A 15571-nucleotide genomic window follows, 5' to 3' on the forward strand; every position below is an offset into this window, starting at 1 on the left:
CAACCTTAGTGGAGCAGCGGGAGGTACACCTGACCACCTGCCGCGGTGAACTCGTCGGACTTCTGCCGCATGCCGAGCTCGGCGTACTCGCGCAGGTCCTGGCTGATCCGCATGGAGCAGAACTTGGGCCCGCACATGGAGCAGAAGTGCGCGGTCTTGGCGGGCTCGGCCGGGAGCGTCTCGTCGTGGTACGAGCGCGCCGTGTCCGGGTCCAGGGCCAGGTTGAACTGGTCCTCCCAGCGGAACTCGAACCGGGCCTTGGACAGCGCGTCGTCCCACGCCTGCGCGCCCGGGTGGCCCTTGGCCAGGTCGGCGGCGTGCGCGGCGATCTTGTAGGCGATCACGCCGGCCTTGACGTCGTCGCGGTCGGGCAGGCCGAGATGCTCCTTGGGGGTGACGTAGCAGAGCATCGCGGTGCCGTACATCGCGATCATGGCCGCCCCGATGGCCGAGGTGATGTGGTCGTACGCGGGTGCGATGTCCGTCGTCAGCGGCCCGAGCGTGTAGAACGGCGCCTCGTGGCACCACTCCCGCTGCAGGTCCACGTTCTCCTTGATCTTGTGCATCGGCACGTGCCCGGGGCCCTCGATCATGACCTGCACGTCGTGCTCCCAGGCGATGCCCGTGAGCTCGCCCAGGGTCCTGAGTTCGGCGAGCTGGGCCTCGTCGTTCGCGTCGGCGATGGAGCCCGGGCGCAGGCCGTCGCCGAGCGAGAAGGCCACGTCGTACCGCGCGAAGATCTCGCACAGTTCCGCGAAGTTCGTGAAGAGGAAGTTCTCCTCGTGGTGCGCCAGGCACCAGGCGGCCATGATCGAGCCGCCCCGCGACACGATGCCGGTGACCCGCTTGACGGTCAGCGGCACGTACCGCAGCAGCACGCCCGCGTGCACCGTCATGTAGTCGACGCCCTGCTCCGCCTGCTCGATCACGGTGTCGCGATAGGCCTCCCAGGTCAGCTTCAAGGGATCCCCGCCGACCTTCTCCAGGGCCTGGTAGATCGGCACGGTACCGATGGGCACCGGCGAGTTGCGGATGATCGCCTCCCGCGTGGCGTGGATGTGCTTGCCCGTCGAAAGGTCCATGACCGTGTCGGCGCCCCAGCGGGTGGCCCAGGTCAGCTTGGCCACCTCCTCGTCGACGCCGGAGGACACCGCGCTGGTGCCGATGTTGGCGTTGACCTTCACCAGGAACCGCGACCCGATGATCATCGGCTCGCTCTCCGGGTGGTTGACGTTGTTGGGCAGGATGGCCCGGCCGGCCGCCAGCTCGGCGCGCACCAGCTCCGGCTCGACGCCCTCGCGGATCGCCACGAACTCCATCTCCGGGGTGATCACGCCCTGGCGCGCGTAGTACAGCTGGGTCCGCTCGACCGGGCCGCGCGCGGCGATCCACGGCCGGCGGTCGGTCACCGGCCCCGACGTGTCGTAGAGCCGCACCGGCGGGTTGTCGCCGGCCAGGTCGACCTCGGCGAAGGGGACGCGGAGATCCTCGCGCGAGCCCTGGACGTACACCTTGCGCTTCATGCTCTTCCTTCCTGAAAAAGGGCAGACTCCACCCCAAGAACCGACCGATTTGTCCGAATTAGCGGAAAGGCCCCCAGGCCAGCGGCCCGTGACCGGCACCGAGCGACCAAGCGGCAGCCCGGGTCAGGGCGTTGTGCACATAGGTCTTGGCCCCGTCGAGCGCGGTGGGCAGGTCCTCACCCGAAGCGAGCCGCGACACCACCGAAGCCGCGAACGTGCAGCCGGTCCCGTGGTTGTTGGACGTGGTGATCCAGGGCGCGGTCAGGAGCGAGGTGCGCCCGTCGTACCAGATCGCATCGACCGCCTCCGCGCTCCCCCGCAGGTGGCCGCCCTTCACGACGACGCACCGAGGACCGAAGGCGGCGAGATCCGCGGCGGCCTTCGCGGCGTCGTCGGCGTCGAGCACCTCGCGGCCCAGCAGCACCGACGCCTCGCGCAGGTTCGGGGTGACGACGGCGGCGTGCGGGAAGAGCAGCTCGAGGTACGCCCGCTCGGCATCGGCGGTGAACAGCCGGTCGCCCGAGGACGCGACGAGCACCGGATCGACCACGAGCCCGGGCAGCCGCGGCGCGTACTTCGCGATCACGGCGACGGTCTCGGGCGTGGCCAGCATCCCGGTCTTCACCGCGGCGACGGGCAGGTCGTCGAGCACGGCCTCGAGCTGGGCGGCGACGAACGACGGGTCGACGGCGGAGATGGCCCGCACGCCGGCGGTGTTCTGGGCGGTCAGCGCCGTGATCACGCTGGTGCCGAAGACGCCGTGCGCGGCGAAGGTCTTGAGGTCGGCCTGGATGCCGGCCCCGCCGCCCGAGTCGGAGCCGGCGATCGTCATCGCGACCGGTGGGCCGGCGCTCATGCCAACAACAGCGCTCATGCGGTCAGCAGCTCCTTGACCAGGCGGGCCGGGTCGTCGGCGCGCATCACTGCGCCCATCACGGCCACGCCCGCCGCGCCCTCGTCGAGGCAGTCGCGCACCCGGGCCGGGGTGTCGACGCCGCCGAGCGCGTACACCGGGACCGGCGCCACGACGGCCATCCGGCCGAGCGCGGCCAGTCCGAGGGGCGGGCCGTACCCCGGCTTGCTGCGGGTGGCGAAGATCGGGGAGAGCGTGACGTACCGGAAACCCTCGCCCGCCGCCGCGAACAGCTCCTCCAGGCCGTGGCACTTGCGCAGTGCCCCGTCCTCCTCCAGCAGCAGGCTGCCGCCGACCTGGTCGAGGCGGGTGCGCAGGGCGGCCGCGAGCTGCAGCCGGCGCCGCGGCGGGAGGTCGTGCTCGCGCAGGACCACCACCCGCGCGCCGCCGTCGATCGCGCCCGCGACGACCTCGTCCAGGGGGCGCTCGGCCTGCCGCCGGTCGGTGAACAGGATGAGACGCGGCTCGATCGGCTCTACCACGGCATGCCTCCGGTCGGGCTGGATGCGGTCGCGTGCAGCCGGCGCGGGATGCGCCCGGCCAGGTGGGCCAGCCGCCCGGCCCGCACCGCGAGGCGCATCGCCTCGGCCATGCGCGCGGGGTGCTCGGCCCGGGTGACGGCGGAGGCGAGCAGCACCCCGTCGCAGCCCAGCTCCATGCCGAGGGCGGCGTCGGACGCGGTGCCGATCCCGGCGTCGAGGATGACCGGCACGCTGACCAGCCGCCGGATGAGCGCGATGTTGTGCGGGTTGCGGATGCCCAGCCCGGAGCCGATCGGCGCGCCGAGCGGCATGACCGCGGCACAGCCCACGTCGGCGAGGCGCTGGGCGAGGATCGGGTCGTCGCTCGTGTACGGCAACACGACGAACCCGTCCGCCACGAGCTCGGCCGCCGCGGTGACCAGCTCGACCCCGTCCGGCAGCAGGGTCTCCTCGTCGCCGATCACCTCGAGCTTCACCCAGCTGGTCCCGAAGGCCTCCCGCGCCAGGTGGGCGAGCTTGACCGCCTCGGTGGCGGTGTAGCAGCCGGCGGTGTTGGGCAGCACGCGTACCCCGCACCGCTCGACCACGTCGAGCAGCGAGGGCGCGGCCGGGTCGAGCCGGCGCAGCGCCACGGTGACGAGGGCGGTGCCGCTGGCCCGGATGGCGGCCTCCAGCGCGGCGTGGCTGGTCGCGCCGCCGGTACCGAGAATCAGCCGGGACGGCAGCTCCACCCCGTCGAGGACCATGACGTCCGCGGTGTCAACCACCCTGCACCGCCGTCAGCACCTCGACATGGTCGCCGTCGGCCGGGCGGGTCCGCGCCCAGCTCGACCGGGGCACCACGGCACCGTTGAGGGCGACCGCGATCCCGCGGGGATCGTCCCCGGCGAGCGCGAGCACCACGTCGGCGACGGTGGTGTCGTCGGCGACCGTCGATGCGACGGCGTTGACCACGAGCTGCATATGGCTCATCACTCCTGCCTCCCTGCGCCGGCATGACCCGGATCAGGTTCGACGGTCGGGGGCTCACAGCCCCCCTCTCAGCCCGGTCACACCGGACTCCCGTGGGATACGCCTCGACCATAACGCCGCCGTCGGGCTCAGGTAAAGCGGCCCGACCCGAACGCGCTGATATCGATTTCCGTCGAATCGAAGACGATGAGATCGGCGATCGCCGCCGCGGTGGCCGGGGCCAGCAGGACGCCGTTGCGGTGGTGCCCGGTGGCCACCAGCGCGCCGCCGGGCAGCCGGTCGATCACCGGGGCGTTGTCCGGCGTGCCGGGTCGCAGGCCGGCCAGGGTCTCGGCGAGCACCAGCTCGGCCACCCCGGGCAGCAGGTCGGCGGCCGGGCGGAGCAGGTCCAGCACGCCGCCGGCGGTCACCGTCAGATCGGCCCCGCGCTCCTCCTCCGTGGCCCCGACGACGAGCTCGCCGTCGGCCCGCGGCACGAGGTACACGTCCCGCCCCGCCGCCACGCCCCGCACCACGTGCCGCAGCAGCGGTTCCGGCCCGCGCAGCCGCAGCAGCTGGCCCTTCACCGGCCGCACCGGCAGCCCGGTCAGCGCGGCCGAGCCGATCCCGGTGGCGACGATCGTCACATCTTCCCGAAGCGTGGACAGATCGGTGATCTCGCGCCGCTCGAACCGCACCGGCAGGGTGCGCAGCGCGCGCAGCAGGAGCCGCGGGTCGACCTGGTGATCGCCCGGCGCGAACGCCCCGCCGCGCACCCGCGGGGCCAGCAGCGGCTCCCGCGCGCGGAGCTGGCGGCCGGTGAGGGGCTCGATGGCGGTACCGGCGCGGCGGTAGAACCCGATCAGCCGGTCGACCTCCGCCTGGTCGTCGGCGGTGAGGGCGACGAGCAACGTGCCCTCGGTCCGGTAGGCGATCGGCACGCCGGTCCGCGCCTCGACCCGCGCCGCGAACGACGGCCAGCGCCGCACCGACTCGAGCATCAGGGCCTGCAGGTCCTCCTCGCCGAAGACGGCCTCGGCGGTGGGCGCGAGCATCCCGGCCGCGACCAGCCCGGCCCCCCGCCCCGGATCGCCGTCGTACAGCACGATCCCCTCCACACCCCGCTCGACCAGCTCGAACGCGATGCTCAGGCCGATGATCCCGGCCCCGACGATCGCGACGCTCACCGGAGGAACTCCGCGGCCGCGGCGTAGGGGTCGGCCGCCCCGCTCACGGCACCCACCACGGCGACCGCGTGCGCGCCGGCCGCGTAGAGCTCGGGCGCCCGGCGCGCGGTCACCCCGCCGATCGCCACCACCGGGACCTGGACCGCTTCCGCGACCGCGCGCACCCCCGCCACCCCGATGGCGTCGGGCAGGCCGGCCTTGGTGTCCGTCGCGTAAGCAGGACCTACGCCGAGGTACGAGGCGCCGTCGGCCACCGCCTGGCGCGCCGTGACCGGGTTGCGGGCGGTCGCGCCGAGGATCGCCGACGGGCCGAGGATGCGCCGGGCCGCGGCCACCGGCAGGTCGTCGGCGCCCACGTGCCCGCCGTCGGCCCCGGCCGCCAGCGCGATGTGCAGCCGGTCGTTGACCAGGCAGGTGCGGCCGAGCTCGCGGCACATGGCCAGCACGCGCACGGTCAGCTCGTAGGCCTCGCGATCCGTGACGTGGTCCTCGGGGCGCACCTGTACCACGTCGAAGCCCGCGCGCAGGGCCGCCGCGACGACGGCGAGGGTGTCGCGGCCCGGTCTCGTGTCGGTGATGAGATGCAGTCGTCCAGCAGGATGCACCGCGATAGCTTTTCAGACATGAAGCAAGTACGACTCGGCCGGACCGGCCTGCAGGTCTCGGAAATCTGTCTCGGCATGATGAGCTACGGCGACCCGGCCCAGCGCCCGTGGGCGCTGGAAGAGGAGGGTGCCGACCCGTTCGTGCGCCGCGCCGCCGAGGCCGGCATCACGTTCTTCGACACCGCCGACGTCTACTCCCTCGGGGCCAGCGAGGTCATCACCGGCCGGCTGCTCGCCAAGTACTTCGAGCGCCGCGACGACTACGTGCTGGCGACCAAGGTGCACGGCCGGATGAGCGACGTCCCCAACGACGGCGGCCTGTCGCGCAAGCACATCCTGGCCGGCATCGACAACTCGCTGCGCCGCCTCGGCACCGACTACGTCGACCTCTACCAGATCCACCGCTGGGACCCGAACACGCCGATCGAGGAGACCCTGGAGGCCCTGCACGACGTCGTGCGCGCCGGCAAGGCCCGCTACATCGGCGCGTCGAGCATGTACGCCTGGCAGTTCTCCAAGGCCCAGTACCTCGCCCGCGCGAACGGCTGGACCCCGTTCGTCTCCATGCAGAACCACTACAACCTCGTGTACCGCGAGGAAGAGCGCGAAATGCTCCCGCTCTGCCAGGACCAGGGCGTCGGTGTCATCCCGTGGAGCCCGCTCGCCCGTGGCCTGCTCGCCGGCAACCGGGGCCGCGACGGCGAGCGCCGCACCACGCGGGCCAACAACGACCCGTTCGGCGACTCGCTGTACTCGGAGAGCGCCTTCGACATCGTCGACGCCAACGCCGAACTGGCCGCCGAGCGCGGCGTCACCCCGGCCCAGACCGCGCTGGCCTGGCTCCTCGCCCAGCCGGCCGTGACCGCCCCGATCGTCGGCGCGACCAAGCTGCACCACCTGGAGGACGCCATCGCGGCGACCGACCTGACCCTGGACGAGAAGGAGCTCGAGCGCCTGGCGGCGGGCTACGTCCCGCAGGCCGTCTCCGGGCACTCCTGACCGGCCGCGCACACGAACGAGCGCCCGGCCGACCGGCCGGGCGCTCGCGAAAAAGCTAGGAAAAGCTAGTTGGCCGCGACGCCGAACTGGCCCTCGCCGCCACCCGCGTGGAACTCGGTGCCCTCGGCGAACGCGCCGTCGAAGCGCTGCGACAGGGCGTCGAGCTCGCCGAACTCGGCGGAGTGCGACTGCTCGCTGCCCTCGGCCGCGAAGACGTGGTCGTCCTCGGACGCGTCGTGGCTGTAGTTGGTGAAGTTGTCCGACTCGTAGTGGACGGCGGCCGGCTGGTCGTACTCGACGTGCTGACCGGTCGAGAAGTCCGTCGACTCCTGCGCGTGGTGGTCGTTCTCGTACACGCCGAACTGCGACTGCGCGTCGTGCTCCGAGCCGTGCGCCTGGTGCAGCTGGTCGAGACCATCGTGCTCCTGGCCGGTCTCGAAGTGGCCGTAGTCCACGTCGTGGCCAGTGTCGCCGGCGTCGAAGTCGCTCATCGTGTTCCCCTTGGTCGTCGTATTGCGTTGCCATGAACGTTACGGCCACGGTCGCGCGGAAGAATCCCGGAAACGTGCCAGTGGCGGCTTGCCGACAGAAGTGAACCACGCTCGCGGAGCGCGGCATGTCCTACCGCCGGCCAGGACCGATGCTGCCGAGGATACCGATCCGCGGCGGGGATACGCTGTCGGCCGTGATCGGGCCGCTGGCAATCGCCGCACACGTGCTGTCGCTCGTGGTCGCCGTCTGGGCGTTCGTCGAGTTCTTCCGGCAGCGCGAGCCGTCCCGCCCGCTGTTCATCGGCCTGTGGGCGGTCGAGGCGCTGGTGGTGGTGCAGGTCGTGGCGCTGATTGTCGGGCTGGCCGACGGCAGCCGGCCGACCGGCGGCGACATGGTCACGCTCATCGGGTACCTGCTGACCGCTGTCCTGCTCCCCCCGGCCGGCATCGTGCTGGCCCGCATGGAGCCGACCCGCTGGGGCTCGCTGCTCATCGGGGCGGCGGCGGTCATCGTGCCGGTGCTCATCCTGCGACTCGGACAGATCTGGAATGGCTGACAAGACCGGGAAACCCCTCAACCGCGGCTTCGGGCGCGTGCTCGTGTTCGTGTACGGCGTGTTCGCCCTCTCCGCCAGCGCGCGGGCCGGCGTCCAGATCGGCACCAAGTTCCACGACGCGCCGCTGGCCTATTCGCTCTCGGCGCTGGCCGCGCTGGTCTACATCGTGGCCACCGTCGCCCTCGCCCGCTCCAGCCCGGCCTCCCGCCGGGTCGCCTGGTTCGCGGTCGGCTTCGAGCTGCTCGGCGTGCTCGCGGTCGGCACGGCCAGCCTGGTCGACGAGGCCGCGTTCCGGCACCCGAGCGTCTGGTCCGGCTACGGCGAGGGCTACGGCTGGGTCCCCCTGATCCTGCCGTTCGTCGGACTCTTCTGGCTCTGGCGCACCTCCGGACAGCGCGCGGTCGCGGAGACGACAGCGGCGAACGGCTGACTGCTCCACCATTCGCGCCATGACCACTTCCCGTGGGCCGGCCATCGTGATGTACCTCGTGGCCGTCTTCGAGTTCCTGCTCGGCGGCGTCTTCGTCGGCGTCGGGGCCGTCGTGCCCGAGCTCACCACGACATTCACGCTGGTCGGTGGCGCGCTCATGCTCACCGCCGTGATCCTGTTCCTGTTCGGCCGGCGCTTCCACCGGCGGTTCAAGGACGCCCAGGCCCTGCGCGAGCACGGCGTGCGCGGCACCGCCCAGGTCCTCGGCGCGCGCCAGACCGGGGTGTACATGAACGAGCAGCCCCAGGTCGCGCTCCAGCTGCGGATCACGGCGCCCGGGCACGGCACCTACGACACGACGGTGAAGGAGTACGTGCCGCTGATCGCGACCGGCATGCTCGGCACCGGCCGCCCGCTCACCGTGCTCGTCGACCCGCTCGACCCGGCCAAGGTCGTCATCGAGTGGTCGTTCGCGGCCGAACAGCCGACGGCCGCACCCACGCCTCCCCCCGCCGCCGACCCCTACCTGAAGCAGCAGATCCTGGCCACGGGCATCCCCGGGACCATCCGGGTGCTGTCCGCCGAGTTCGCCGGAAGTCTCGACGAGCAGGGGCGGCCGTTGTACTCCGCGCAGCTGCACATCGCCGTCGACGGTCGCGCGCCCGTGGCGGGGCCGGCCGTCTTCGCGGTACCGCTGGAACGGGTCTCGGTCATGCAGCCCGGCGGGGTGATCCCGATCAAGGCCAACCCCAGCGACCCGATGCAGTTCGCCGCCGACTGGGACCGCCTGGCCACCGGCTGAGCCGTCGCCGGAGCCGCACCGGAAGCCGCGCTCACCGCAGCGTCAGCGGAAGTCGCGGCTCGGCGAGCGGATCGGCAGGGTCAGCGCGGCCAGGTGGTCGGCCCGCAGGTTGAGCACCCCCTCGGCCTTCTCGAGCACCCCGCGGATGACCATCGCGTTGGCCGTGCGGGCCACCCGGCGGTACCGCTGCCACAGCCCCGGCGTGCAGGTCACGTTCAGCATCCCGGTCTCGTCCTCGAGGTTGATGAACGTGACCCCGCCGGCCGTGGCCGGGCGCTGGCGGTGGGTGACGATGCCGCCGACCGACACCCGCCGCCCGGCGCTGACCGCCTGCAGGCCCTCGACCGACACCGCGCCGATGGTGTCGAGGTAGGGCCGGGCGAACTGGGCCGGATGCGCGTCCGGGGCCAGGCCGGTGGCCCACACGTCGGCGACCATCCGCTCGACCGCGTCCATGCCGGGCAGCATCGGCGCGTGCTGGCCGCCGACCGTGCCCGGCAGCCGGTTCGCCGTCTCGCGGGCCGCGGCGCCGGCCGCCCACAGGGCCTCGCGGCGGGTGAGTCCCAGGCTCGCGAAGGCGTCCGCGGTCGCGAGGGCCTCCAGGTGTACCGCGGACAGGCCCGCCCTCCGCGCGACGTCGGTCAGGGAGGTGTAGGGGCCGCCGTCGTGCCGTACCGACGCGAGCTTTTCCGCCACCGCGTCCCCCAGCGTGCGCACGGACCTGAACCCCAGACGGACCGCGGGGCCGTCCCGGCCCCAGTCGCGCGGCAGCTCGGACACGTCGGGCTTGGGGTCGCCCTCCAGCGTGGCCGCCGCCTCGCTCGCGTTGATGTCGGGCCGGCGCACCTCGACCCCGTGCCGGCGGGCGTCGTCGACCAGCGACTGCGGCGAGTAGAACCCCATCGGCTGGGCGTTGAGCAGCGCGGCGCAGAACGCGGCCGGGTGGTAGCGCTTGAGCCAGGCGCTGGCGTAGACCAGATAGGCGAAGCTCATCGCGTGGCTCTCCGGGAAGCCGTAGTTGGCGAACGCGGCCAGCTTCTCGAACAGCTCCTGCGCGAGCGGGCCGGTGATCCCGTTGCGGGCCATGCCGGCGAAGAGCCGGTCGCGGATCGCGCTCATCCGCTCCATCGAGCGCTTCGAGCCCATCGCCCGGCGCAGCTCGTCGGACTCGGCCGGGGTGAAGCCGGCGACGTCGATGGCCATCTGCATGAGCTGCTCCTGGAACAGCGGCACGCCCAGGGTCTTCTCGAGCGACGGCTTGAGCAGCGGATGCGGATAGGTGACCTCCTCCTTGCCGTTCTTGCGCCGGATGTACGGGTGGACGGAGCCGCCCTGGATCGGGCCCGGCCGGATCAGCGCCACCTCGACCACCAGGTCGTAGAACGTCCGCGGCTTGAGCCTCGGCAGCGTCGCCATCTGGGCCCGGCTCTCCACCTGGAACACCCCGACGGAGTCGGCGCGGCAGAGCATGTCGTACACCTCGGGGTCGTCCAGCGGCATGTGCGCGATGTCCAGCTCGGAGTCGATCATCTCGAACGCGTACCGCAGGGCCGAGAGCATGCCGAGCCCGAGCAGGTCGAACTTGACCAGCCCGACGGCGGCGCAGTCGTCCTTGTCCCACTGCAGGACGGTCCGGTTCTCCATGCGGGCGTGCTCGACCGGGCAGACCTCGATCACCGGGCGGTCGCAGATGACCATGCCGCCGGAGTGGATGCCGAGGTGCCTGGGGAACGTCATGAGCTCGTTGGCGAAGTCCACCACCGGCTTGGGGATGTCCTCGCTCTCCGTGACCTGGACGGCGCCCCAGCGCTCGACCTGCTTGCTCCAGGCGTCCTGCTGGCCCGGGGAGTGCCCGAACGCCTTGGCCATGTCGCGGACGGCGGACTTCGGCCGGTACGAGATGACGTTGGCGACCTGGGCGGTGAAGGTGCGGCCGTACTTGCGGTACACGTGCTGGATCACCTCCTCGCGGCGGTCGGACTCGATGTCGATGTCGATGTCCGGCGGCCCGTCGCGCTCCGGGGACAGGAACCGCTCGAACAGCAGCCCCCACCGCACCGCGTCGACGTTGGTGATCTTCAGCGCGTAGCAGACCGCCGAGTTGGCCGCCGAGCCGCGGCCCTGGCAGTAGATGCCGTTGTCGCGGCAGAAGGTGACGATGTCGTGCACGACCAGGAAGTAGCCGGGGAAGTCCAGCTCCTCGATCATCGCCAGCTCGTGTTCCAGCTGGGCGTGGGCCTTCTGGTTTCCTGGGTACCGCTCCTTCGCCCCCTCCGCCGTGAGGTGCCGCAGCCACTCCATCTCGCTCACGCCCGCGACCGGCACGGGGTAGTCGGGCAGGTTGGGGGCGACCAGTTGCAGGTCGAAGGCGAGCTCGCGGCCGAGGCGGGCGGCGTTGGGTACCGCATCCGGATAGGCGGCGAACCGTTTGGCCATCTCGGCGCCGGAGCGCAGGTAGGCGGAGCCGGCGGCGGGGAGCCAGCCGTCGATCTCGTCGAGGCTTCTCCTCGCCCGTACCGCGGCCAGGGCGGTGGCGAGTTTGCGCTGCCTCGGCACGGCGTAGTGGACGTTGTTGGTGGCGATGATGTTGTTTGAGAGGGCGTGGAGGACGTCGTTGCGCTCGTCGTCCAGCGGGTCGCCGTGGGAGGTCAGCTCGACGACGACGTTCTCGCTGCCGAAGAGGGCCTCCAGCTGGTCAAGCGCTTGTCTGGCCGCCTCCGGGCCGTGTTCCAGCAGCGCCGCCTGCACCGGGCCCTTGCGGCAGCCGGTGAGGACCACGGCGTGGTCGCGCAGGGCGGCGGCGGTCTCCTCCAGGTCGTACACCGGACGGCCCTTCTCCCCGCCGCGCAGATGGGCCTCGCTGAGCACGCGGGAGAGCCGGGCGTACCCCTCCGGACCGCGGGCGAGCAGCAGCAGGTGGCGGCCGAGCGGGTCCGGCTCGCCGTTCTGCGGCCCGGGCAGGCCGAGGGAGAGCTCGGCGCCGAACACCGTCTTCAGGTCGAGCGCCCGGGCCGCCTCGGCGAAGCGCACCACGCCGTAGAAGCCGTCGTGGTCGGTGATGGCGAGGGCCTCCAGACCCAGGCGGGCGGCGGTCTCGGCCAGCTCCTCGGGGTGGCTGGCGCCGTCGAGGAAGCTGAAGTTGCTGTGGCAGTGCAGCTCGGCGTACGGCACCGCGTCCCGCGCCTTGGCGATCGCGGGCGGGGTGTACTCCGCGCGCTTGCGCGTCCAGGCCGGCGAGTCGCCGCCGTCGGCCGCCAGCACGTCCGGGTGGTAGTCGGGGCCCGGGGGCTCCCAGCTCATCCGGTCGTGCAGCTTCGACCAGGGGATGTCGGGGTTCGTGAAGCCCATCAGTCGTACAGCGCTTCCATGTGCCAGGCTCCGTTTCGCAGTACCGCCAGAAAGGCCCGGCCGTCCGCCAGCAGCAGCTGGAACCGGGCCGCCCGGACCGCCTCCTCCTCGTCCCACCAGCGCTCGTCGATCGGCCAGGGCCCGGCCCAGCCGGTGATCTCGCTGGTCTCACCGGCGAGCTCGATGTCGTGCGGGTCGCCCGTGAGCTCCAGGCGGCCGCTGACCCCGACCGGTCCGCCGCTCGCGTCGCGGACCACGGCGGGGATCGGCTCCGGGTACACCGTGGCCGGGCTCGGGCTCGGAATGCGGCCGGGCCACGGCGCCTCGGTCGCACGGGCCTCGCGCTCGTCGCCCCAGGGCACGAGCCTGACCCGGCTCTGGTCCGCCCGCCCGCCGTCGAGGACCGCGGTGAGCACCGAGTCGGGCCCGAGCAGCCCCTGCACCCGGGACATGGCGCGGTGGGCCCGGTCCCGCTCCTCGCCGGCCTCGCCCCAGAGCCCCGGCTGCAGGCCCAGGTGCTGGATGACCCCCTCGGGGACGAGCGTGAGCGTCTTGACGGCGCGGTCCTGCCCGCTCCTGACCCACCCCTCCAGCTGCCACCGCAGCCGGTCGGCGACGGCGTTGATGCTGAGCAGCCCGTCGTGCCGCCAGGTCCGCACCAGCTCCTCGCCCGTCTCGGTGACGGCCTCGATGGCCAGGCGCGTGCAGGCCAGCCCGTGCCGCCCGAGCCGGTCGTGCAGCCGCTCGGCCAGATTCCGCGCGGCGAACGCGGCGGCGTCGACCCGCTCGACCGGCTCGTCGAACGTCTCGCTCACCATGAGATCGGGCGGCGCCTGCCGCGGCGCGAGCGGCCGCTCGTCCCGCCCGCCCGCGAGCCGGTGCGCGAGCGCGGCATCGAACCCGAACCGGTCCAGCACGTCGGCCCCCGGCAGCGCCGCGAACTCCCCCAGCGTGTGGATGCCCAGCCGGCGCAGCAGGTCGACGAGGTTGGGCCGCCCGATCGCCGCGATGCTCTGCAGCGCCAGGAACTCCGCCGTCTCCCCGTCGGGCACGATGATCCCGGCCCGCGCGGCGAGCCCGGCCGCGAACGTCCCGTCGGCGATCCCGGCCTGCGCCTCGACTCCGCACTGCTGCGCGATGTGCTCGACGATCCGCTCGGCCGCGACCGCCTCCCCTCCGTAGTACCGCGCGGGCCCGCGCACCGCCAGCGCGCACGCCCCCGGCCGCAGCGCCTCGACCCCGGCGGCCACGGCCTCGACGGCGGCGAGCACGGGCTCGAACGCGAGCATGTCCCGCCCGGGGTCGTAGTCGAGCACAATGAGATGCGGGCAGCGGCCTTGCGCCTCGCGCTTGCGCAGCCCCCGCCGGACCCCCTCTTCTCTTGCTGCGGGCGAGGCCACGAGCACCTTGTTGGCGTGCAGCACGGCGACGGGCTCCTGCGACGGGTACCCGTCCACGATCTCGGCCGCCACGATGGGCCAGTCGGGACACCAGACGACGATCGTGCGCATGCTCATCCCACCCTGCGCAGCTTGACCGGTGCTTGTTCGGGCTGCTCCCCGGTCGTCACCGGTGGCGCTTGTATCGAGGGCAGGACGCCGGTCATCTCGGGGAGCTGCAGCGTCGCCTCGCGCGGCGCGCTGGCGGCCCCGCGGCCGCGCGCCTGGACGGTGAGCTCGCGGTGGCGGAGGCGGCCTCGTCCGGTACCGATGCCGCTCCAAACGCCGTCGACGGGCGCCAGCGTGAGGTCGGCCCCGGCCCACGACCCCGCCGCCATGAGCACGCTCCCCCGCTGCCGGGCCCGCGCGGCGAGCCGCCCGGCCACGACCGGCGCGATCGCCCCCGGCGGCGCCGTCACCACGATGTCGAACCCATCAAGCATGGCGGCGACGATGGTCGTCCATTCGGTGCCGGGATGCGGCACCAGCACCAACCGCTCGAGCGCGATCCCCATCTCGGCCGCCGCGACGGGATTGAACGACGGCAGCCCCACGACCGCACACCAGGACCCGGCCTTGGACGCGGCGGCCAGCATCGCGAGCAACACCGACGAGGTGTGCACGGCAATGGTCGCCCCGCGGCGCAGCCCGCCGCCCGGCAGCAGCTCCCGCAGTCCCGCGACCACCGGCAACGTCCTGGTCCCGGCGACGACCTCGACGTCCCGCTCCCCCGCGGTGCGCACGACCCCGTCGAGCTTGGCCGGCCGCACGACCTGCAGCCGCTCCTTGGGCTTCCCGGCCAGCCCGACGACAAAGGCCCGCGCGGCCTCGATCTCCTTGGCTTTCGCGACGCTCTTGTCGGCGCTCGCGGCGCTTTTGCCGGCGCTCGCGCTCTTGTCGGCGTTCGCGGCGCTCGCGCTCTTGTCGGCGTTCGCGCTTTTGTCGGCGTTCGCGGCCGACCGGTCGATGCGCCGGGACGCGCGGCCACCGACGACGCTGATCGTGGACCAGTCGTCGTCCTCGGGCCGCACGTCGTCGTACGCCCCATCCTCGAGCTCGGCAACCGCCAAAGCCGATGCGCCAGCCACGGCCTTTCTTGCTCCCCCACGCGCTCGTATCAGCCTGTACAAATATGGGCAAATCGCCCACACTTATGAAAAGCTCCCCCTTCCTTCACCAGCGACAGTTCGACCCTCGCGCCCTGCTGGACTGGTCTTCCCGCTCGCGGCCGGCGGTTCGGCCCTTCCACGTACCGCCGGGCGATCAGTTCTCGCAGTCGGCGCGGGACTCAACCCTCGCGGTCACCATCGGGCGGCGCCGTGAGAAACCCCGCCCAGGCCGACCCAGGCCCGGGCGGAACGACCCGCGAATCGGACTCCGCGTCGGGGGAAACCGGGACCGGCACGAACACGACGGTGGGGGCCATCGGCACGAACCCAATCCCAGGCGACGACGCAGTCCCACCCACGGCCGGCGACGAGAACTCAAGCAGCGGAACGGCCCCACCCACGACGGGCTGCTCGGCGGGCACAGGCGCGGAGCCGCTCTCCTTGAACGCGGCGCCCTCGAACGCGGAGCCGCTCTCCTCGAACGCAGCGCCCTCGACCGAGAAGGCGGGCACGGCGAAGCCCCACCGCGGCACGAGCGTCGAACTCGCGACCACGGCGGGCTTCACCTGAGACGTGGATGCAGCGACGCCGCCCTCTTCAGCGATCCCGATCCCGCGGGCGATGTCAGCGGCCACGGCGTCAACTACCGCCACACCGCTCTCCTGCCCGGCGCTTGAGCCCGCGGAACCGGGCTCGAGCGAAGCCGGGCCGGGCGCCACGGCGTGGAGGTGCTGC

Annotated in this window: 16 protein-coding genes and 1 riboswitch; of the genes, 4 read left to right on the top strand and 12 right to left on the bottom strand. The window is 72.6% G+C overall.

Going from position 1 to position 15571, the window contains the following annotated elements; all coding sequences use genetic code 11:
* Positions 1-5 precede the first annotated feature (5 nt).
* From thiC to thiE, 7 genes are all read right to left on the bottom strand, one after another.
* Positions 6-1523 carry a phosphomethylpyrimidine synthase ThiC gene (gene thiC / locus ACQPZ4_RS42450; RefSeq protein ID WP_433049508.1) on the bottom strand — a complete coding sequence of 506 codons (1518 nt, stop codon included), beginning with the start codon at positions 1521-1523 and terminating at the stop codon, positions 6-8.
* Between the two features lie 58 nt (positions 1524-1581).
* A complete protein-coding gene (gene thiD, locus ACQPZ4_RS42455; RefSeq protein ID WP_433049511.1) occupies positions 1582-2397 on the bottom strand; it encodes a bifunctional hydroxymethylpyrimidine kinase/phosphomethylpyrimidine kinase in 816 nt (271 codons plus the stop codon).
* Positions 2394-2918: a thiamine phosphate synthase gene (locus ACQPZ4_RS42460; protein ID WP_433049514.1), complete on the bottom strand. Its 525-nt coding sequence runs from the start codon at positions 2916-2918 to the stop codon at positions 2394-2396. Before ACQPZ4_RS42460 ends, thiD begins: the two co-directional genes overlap by 4 nt.
* Positions 2912-3664: a thiazole synthase gene (locus tag ACQPZ4_RS42465; RefSeq protein WP_433066915.1), complete on the bottom strand. Its 753-nt coding sequence runs from the start codon at positions 3662-3664 to the stop codon at positions 2912-2914. The genes ACQPZ4_RS42460 and ACQPZ4_RS42465 overlap by 7 nt, the downstream gene beginning before the upstream one ends.
* A gap of 13 nt (positions 3665-3677) precedes the next feature.
* Positions 3678-3890 carry a sulfur carrier protein ThiS gene (gene thiS / locus ACQPZ4_RS42470; protein ID WP_433049517.1) on the bottom strand — a complete coding sequence of 71 codons (213 nt, stop codon included), beginning with the start codon at positions 3888-3890 and terminating at the stop codon, positions 3678-3680.
* Positions 3884-3994, bottom strand: a riboswitch (TPP riboswitch). (Overlaps the previous gene by 7 nt.)
* 24 nt (positions 3995-4018) lie before the next feature.
* The gene (gene thiO / locus ACQPZ4_RS42475) at positions 4019-5056 is read right to left on the bottom strand and encodes a glycine oxidase ThiO (RefSeq protein ID WP_433049520.1); all 1038 of its coding nucleotides are present in this window, start codon (positions 5054-5056) and stop codon (positions 4019-4021) included.
* Positions 5053-5661, bottom strand: coding sequence for a thiamine phosphate synthase (gene thiE, locus ACQPZ4_RS42480; protein ID WP_433049523.1), 609 nt, complete (start codon positions 5659-5661; stop codon positions 5053-5055). The genes thiO and thiE overlap by 4 nt, the downstream gene beginning before the upstream one ends.
* 18 nt (positions 5662-5679) lie before the next feature.
* Here thiE and ACQPZ4_RS42485 point away from each other — a divergent pair, with 18 nt between their 5' ends.
* On the top strand, positions 5680-6660 hold the full coding sequence (locus ACQPZ4_RS42485; RefSeq protein WP_433049526.1) for an aldo/keto reductase: 981 nt from the start codon (positions 5680-5682) through the stop codon (positions 6658-6660).
* Positions 6661-6725: 65 nt separating this feature from the next.
* Here ACQPZ4_RS42485 and ACQPZ4_RS42490 read toward each other — a convergent pair whose 3' ends face one another.
* On the bottom strand, positions 6726-7151 hold the full coding sequence (locus ACQPZ4_RS42490; protein ID WP_433049529.1) for a hypothetical protein: 426 nt from the start codon (positions 7149-7151) through the stop codon (positions 6726-6728).
* 194 nt (positions 7152-7345) lie between these two features.
* Here ACQPZ4_RS42490 and ACQPZ4_RS42495 point away from each other — a divergent pair, with 194 nt between their 5' ends.
* Genes ACQPZ4_RS42495 through ACQPZ4_RS42505 form a run of 3 tightly spaced genes read left to right on the top strand, consistent with a single transcriptional unit; the run spans position 7346 to position 8940 of the window.
* Positions 7346-7708, top strand: a complete 363-nt coding sequence (locus tag ACQPZ4_RS42495) for a hypothetical protein (protein WP_433049532.1) — start codon at positions 7346-7348, stop codon at positions 7706-7708.
* Positions 7701-8138, top strand: a complete 438-nt coding sequence (locus ACQPZ4_RS42500; protein ID WP_433049535.1) for a hypothetical protein — start codon at positions 7701-7703, stop codon at positions 8136-8138. The genes ACQPZ4_RS42495 and ACQPZ4_RS42500 overlap by 8 nt, the downstream gene beginning before the upstream one ends.
* Positions 8139-8157: 19 nt before the next feature.
* Positions 8158-8940, top strand: coding sequence for a hypothetical protein (locus ACQPZ4_RS42505; RefSeq protein ID WP_433049538.1), 783 nt, complete (start codon positions 8158-8160; stop codon positions 8938-8940).
* Positions 8941-8982: 42 nt separating this feature from the next.
* On the opposite strand, the gene ACQPZ4_RS42510 is transcribed toward ACQPZ4_RS42505, so the two are convergent.
* The 4 genes from ACQPZ4_RS42510 to ACQPZ4_RS42525 all read right to left on the bottom strand — a co-directional run bounded on the left by ACQPZ4_RS42510 (position 8983) and on the right by ACQPZ4_RS42525 (position 15471).
* The gene (locus ACQPZ4_RS42510; protein WP_433049541.1) at positions 8983-12288 is read right to left on the bottom strand and encodes an error-prone DNA polymerase; all 3306 of its coding nucleotides are present in this window, start codon (positions 12286-12288) and stop codon (positions 8983-8985) included.
* Positions 12288-13805: a DNA polymerase Y family protein gene (locus ACQPZ4_RS42515; protein ID WP_433049544.1), complete on the bottom strand. Its 1518-nt coding sequence runs from the start codon at positions 13803-13805 to the stop codon at positions 12288-12290. The genes ACQPZ4_RS42510 and ACQPZ4_RS42515 overlap by 1 nt, the downstream gene beginning before the upstream one ends.
* Positions 13802-14530 carry a hypothetical protein gene (locus tag ACQPZ4_RS42520; protein ID WP_433066917.1) on the bottom strand — a complete coding sequence of 243 codons (729 nt, stop codon included), beginning with the start codon at positions 14528-14530 and terminating at the stop codon, positions 13802-13804. Before ACQPZ4_RS42520 ends, ACQPZ4_RS42515 begins: the two co-directional genes overlap by 4 nt.
* A gap of 485 nt (positions 14531-15015) precedes the next feature.
* On the bottom strand, positions 15016-15471 hold the full coding sequence (locus tag ACQPZ4_RS42525; protein ID WP_433049547.1) for a hypothetical protein: 456 nt from the start codon (positions 15469-15471) through the stop codon (positions 15016-15018).
* Between the last annotated feature and the right edge of the window lie 100 nt (positions 15472-15571).

The sequence above is a fragment of the Dactylosporangium sp. CS-033363 genome, from assembly GCF_050942475.1.
GTDB lineage: Bacteria > Actinomycetota > Actinomycetes > Mycobacteriales > Micromonosporaceae > Dactylosporangium.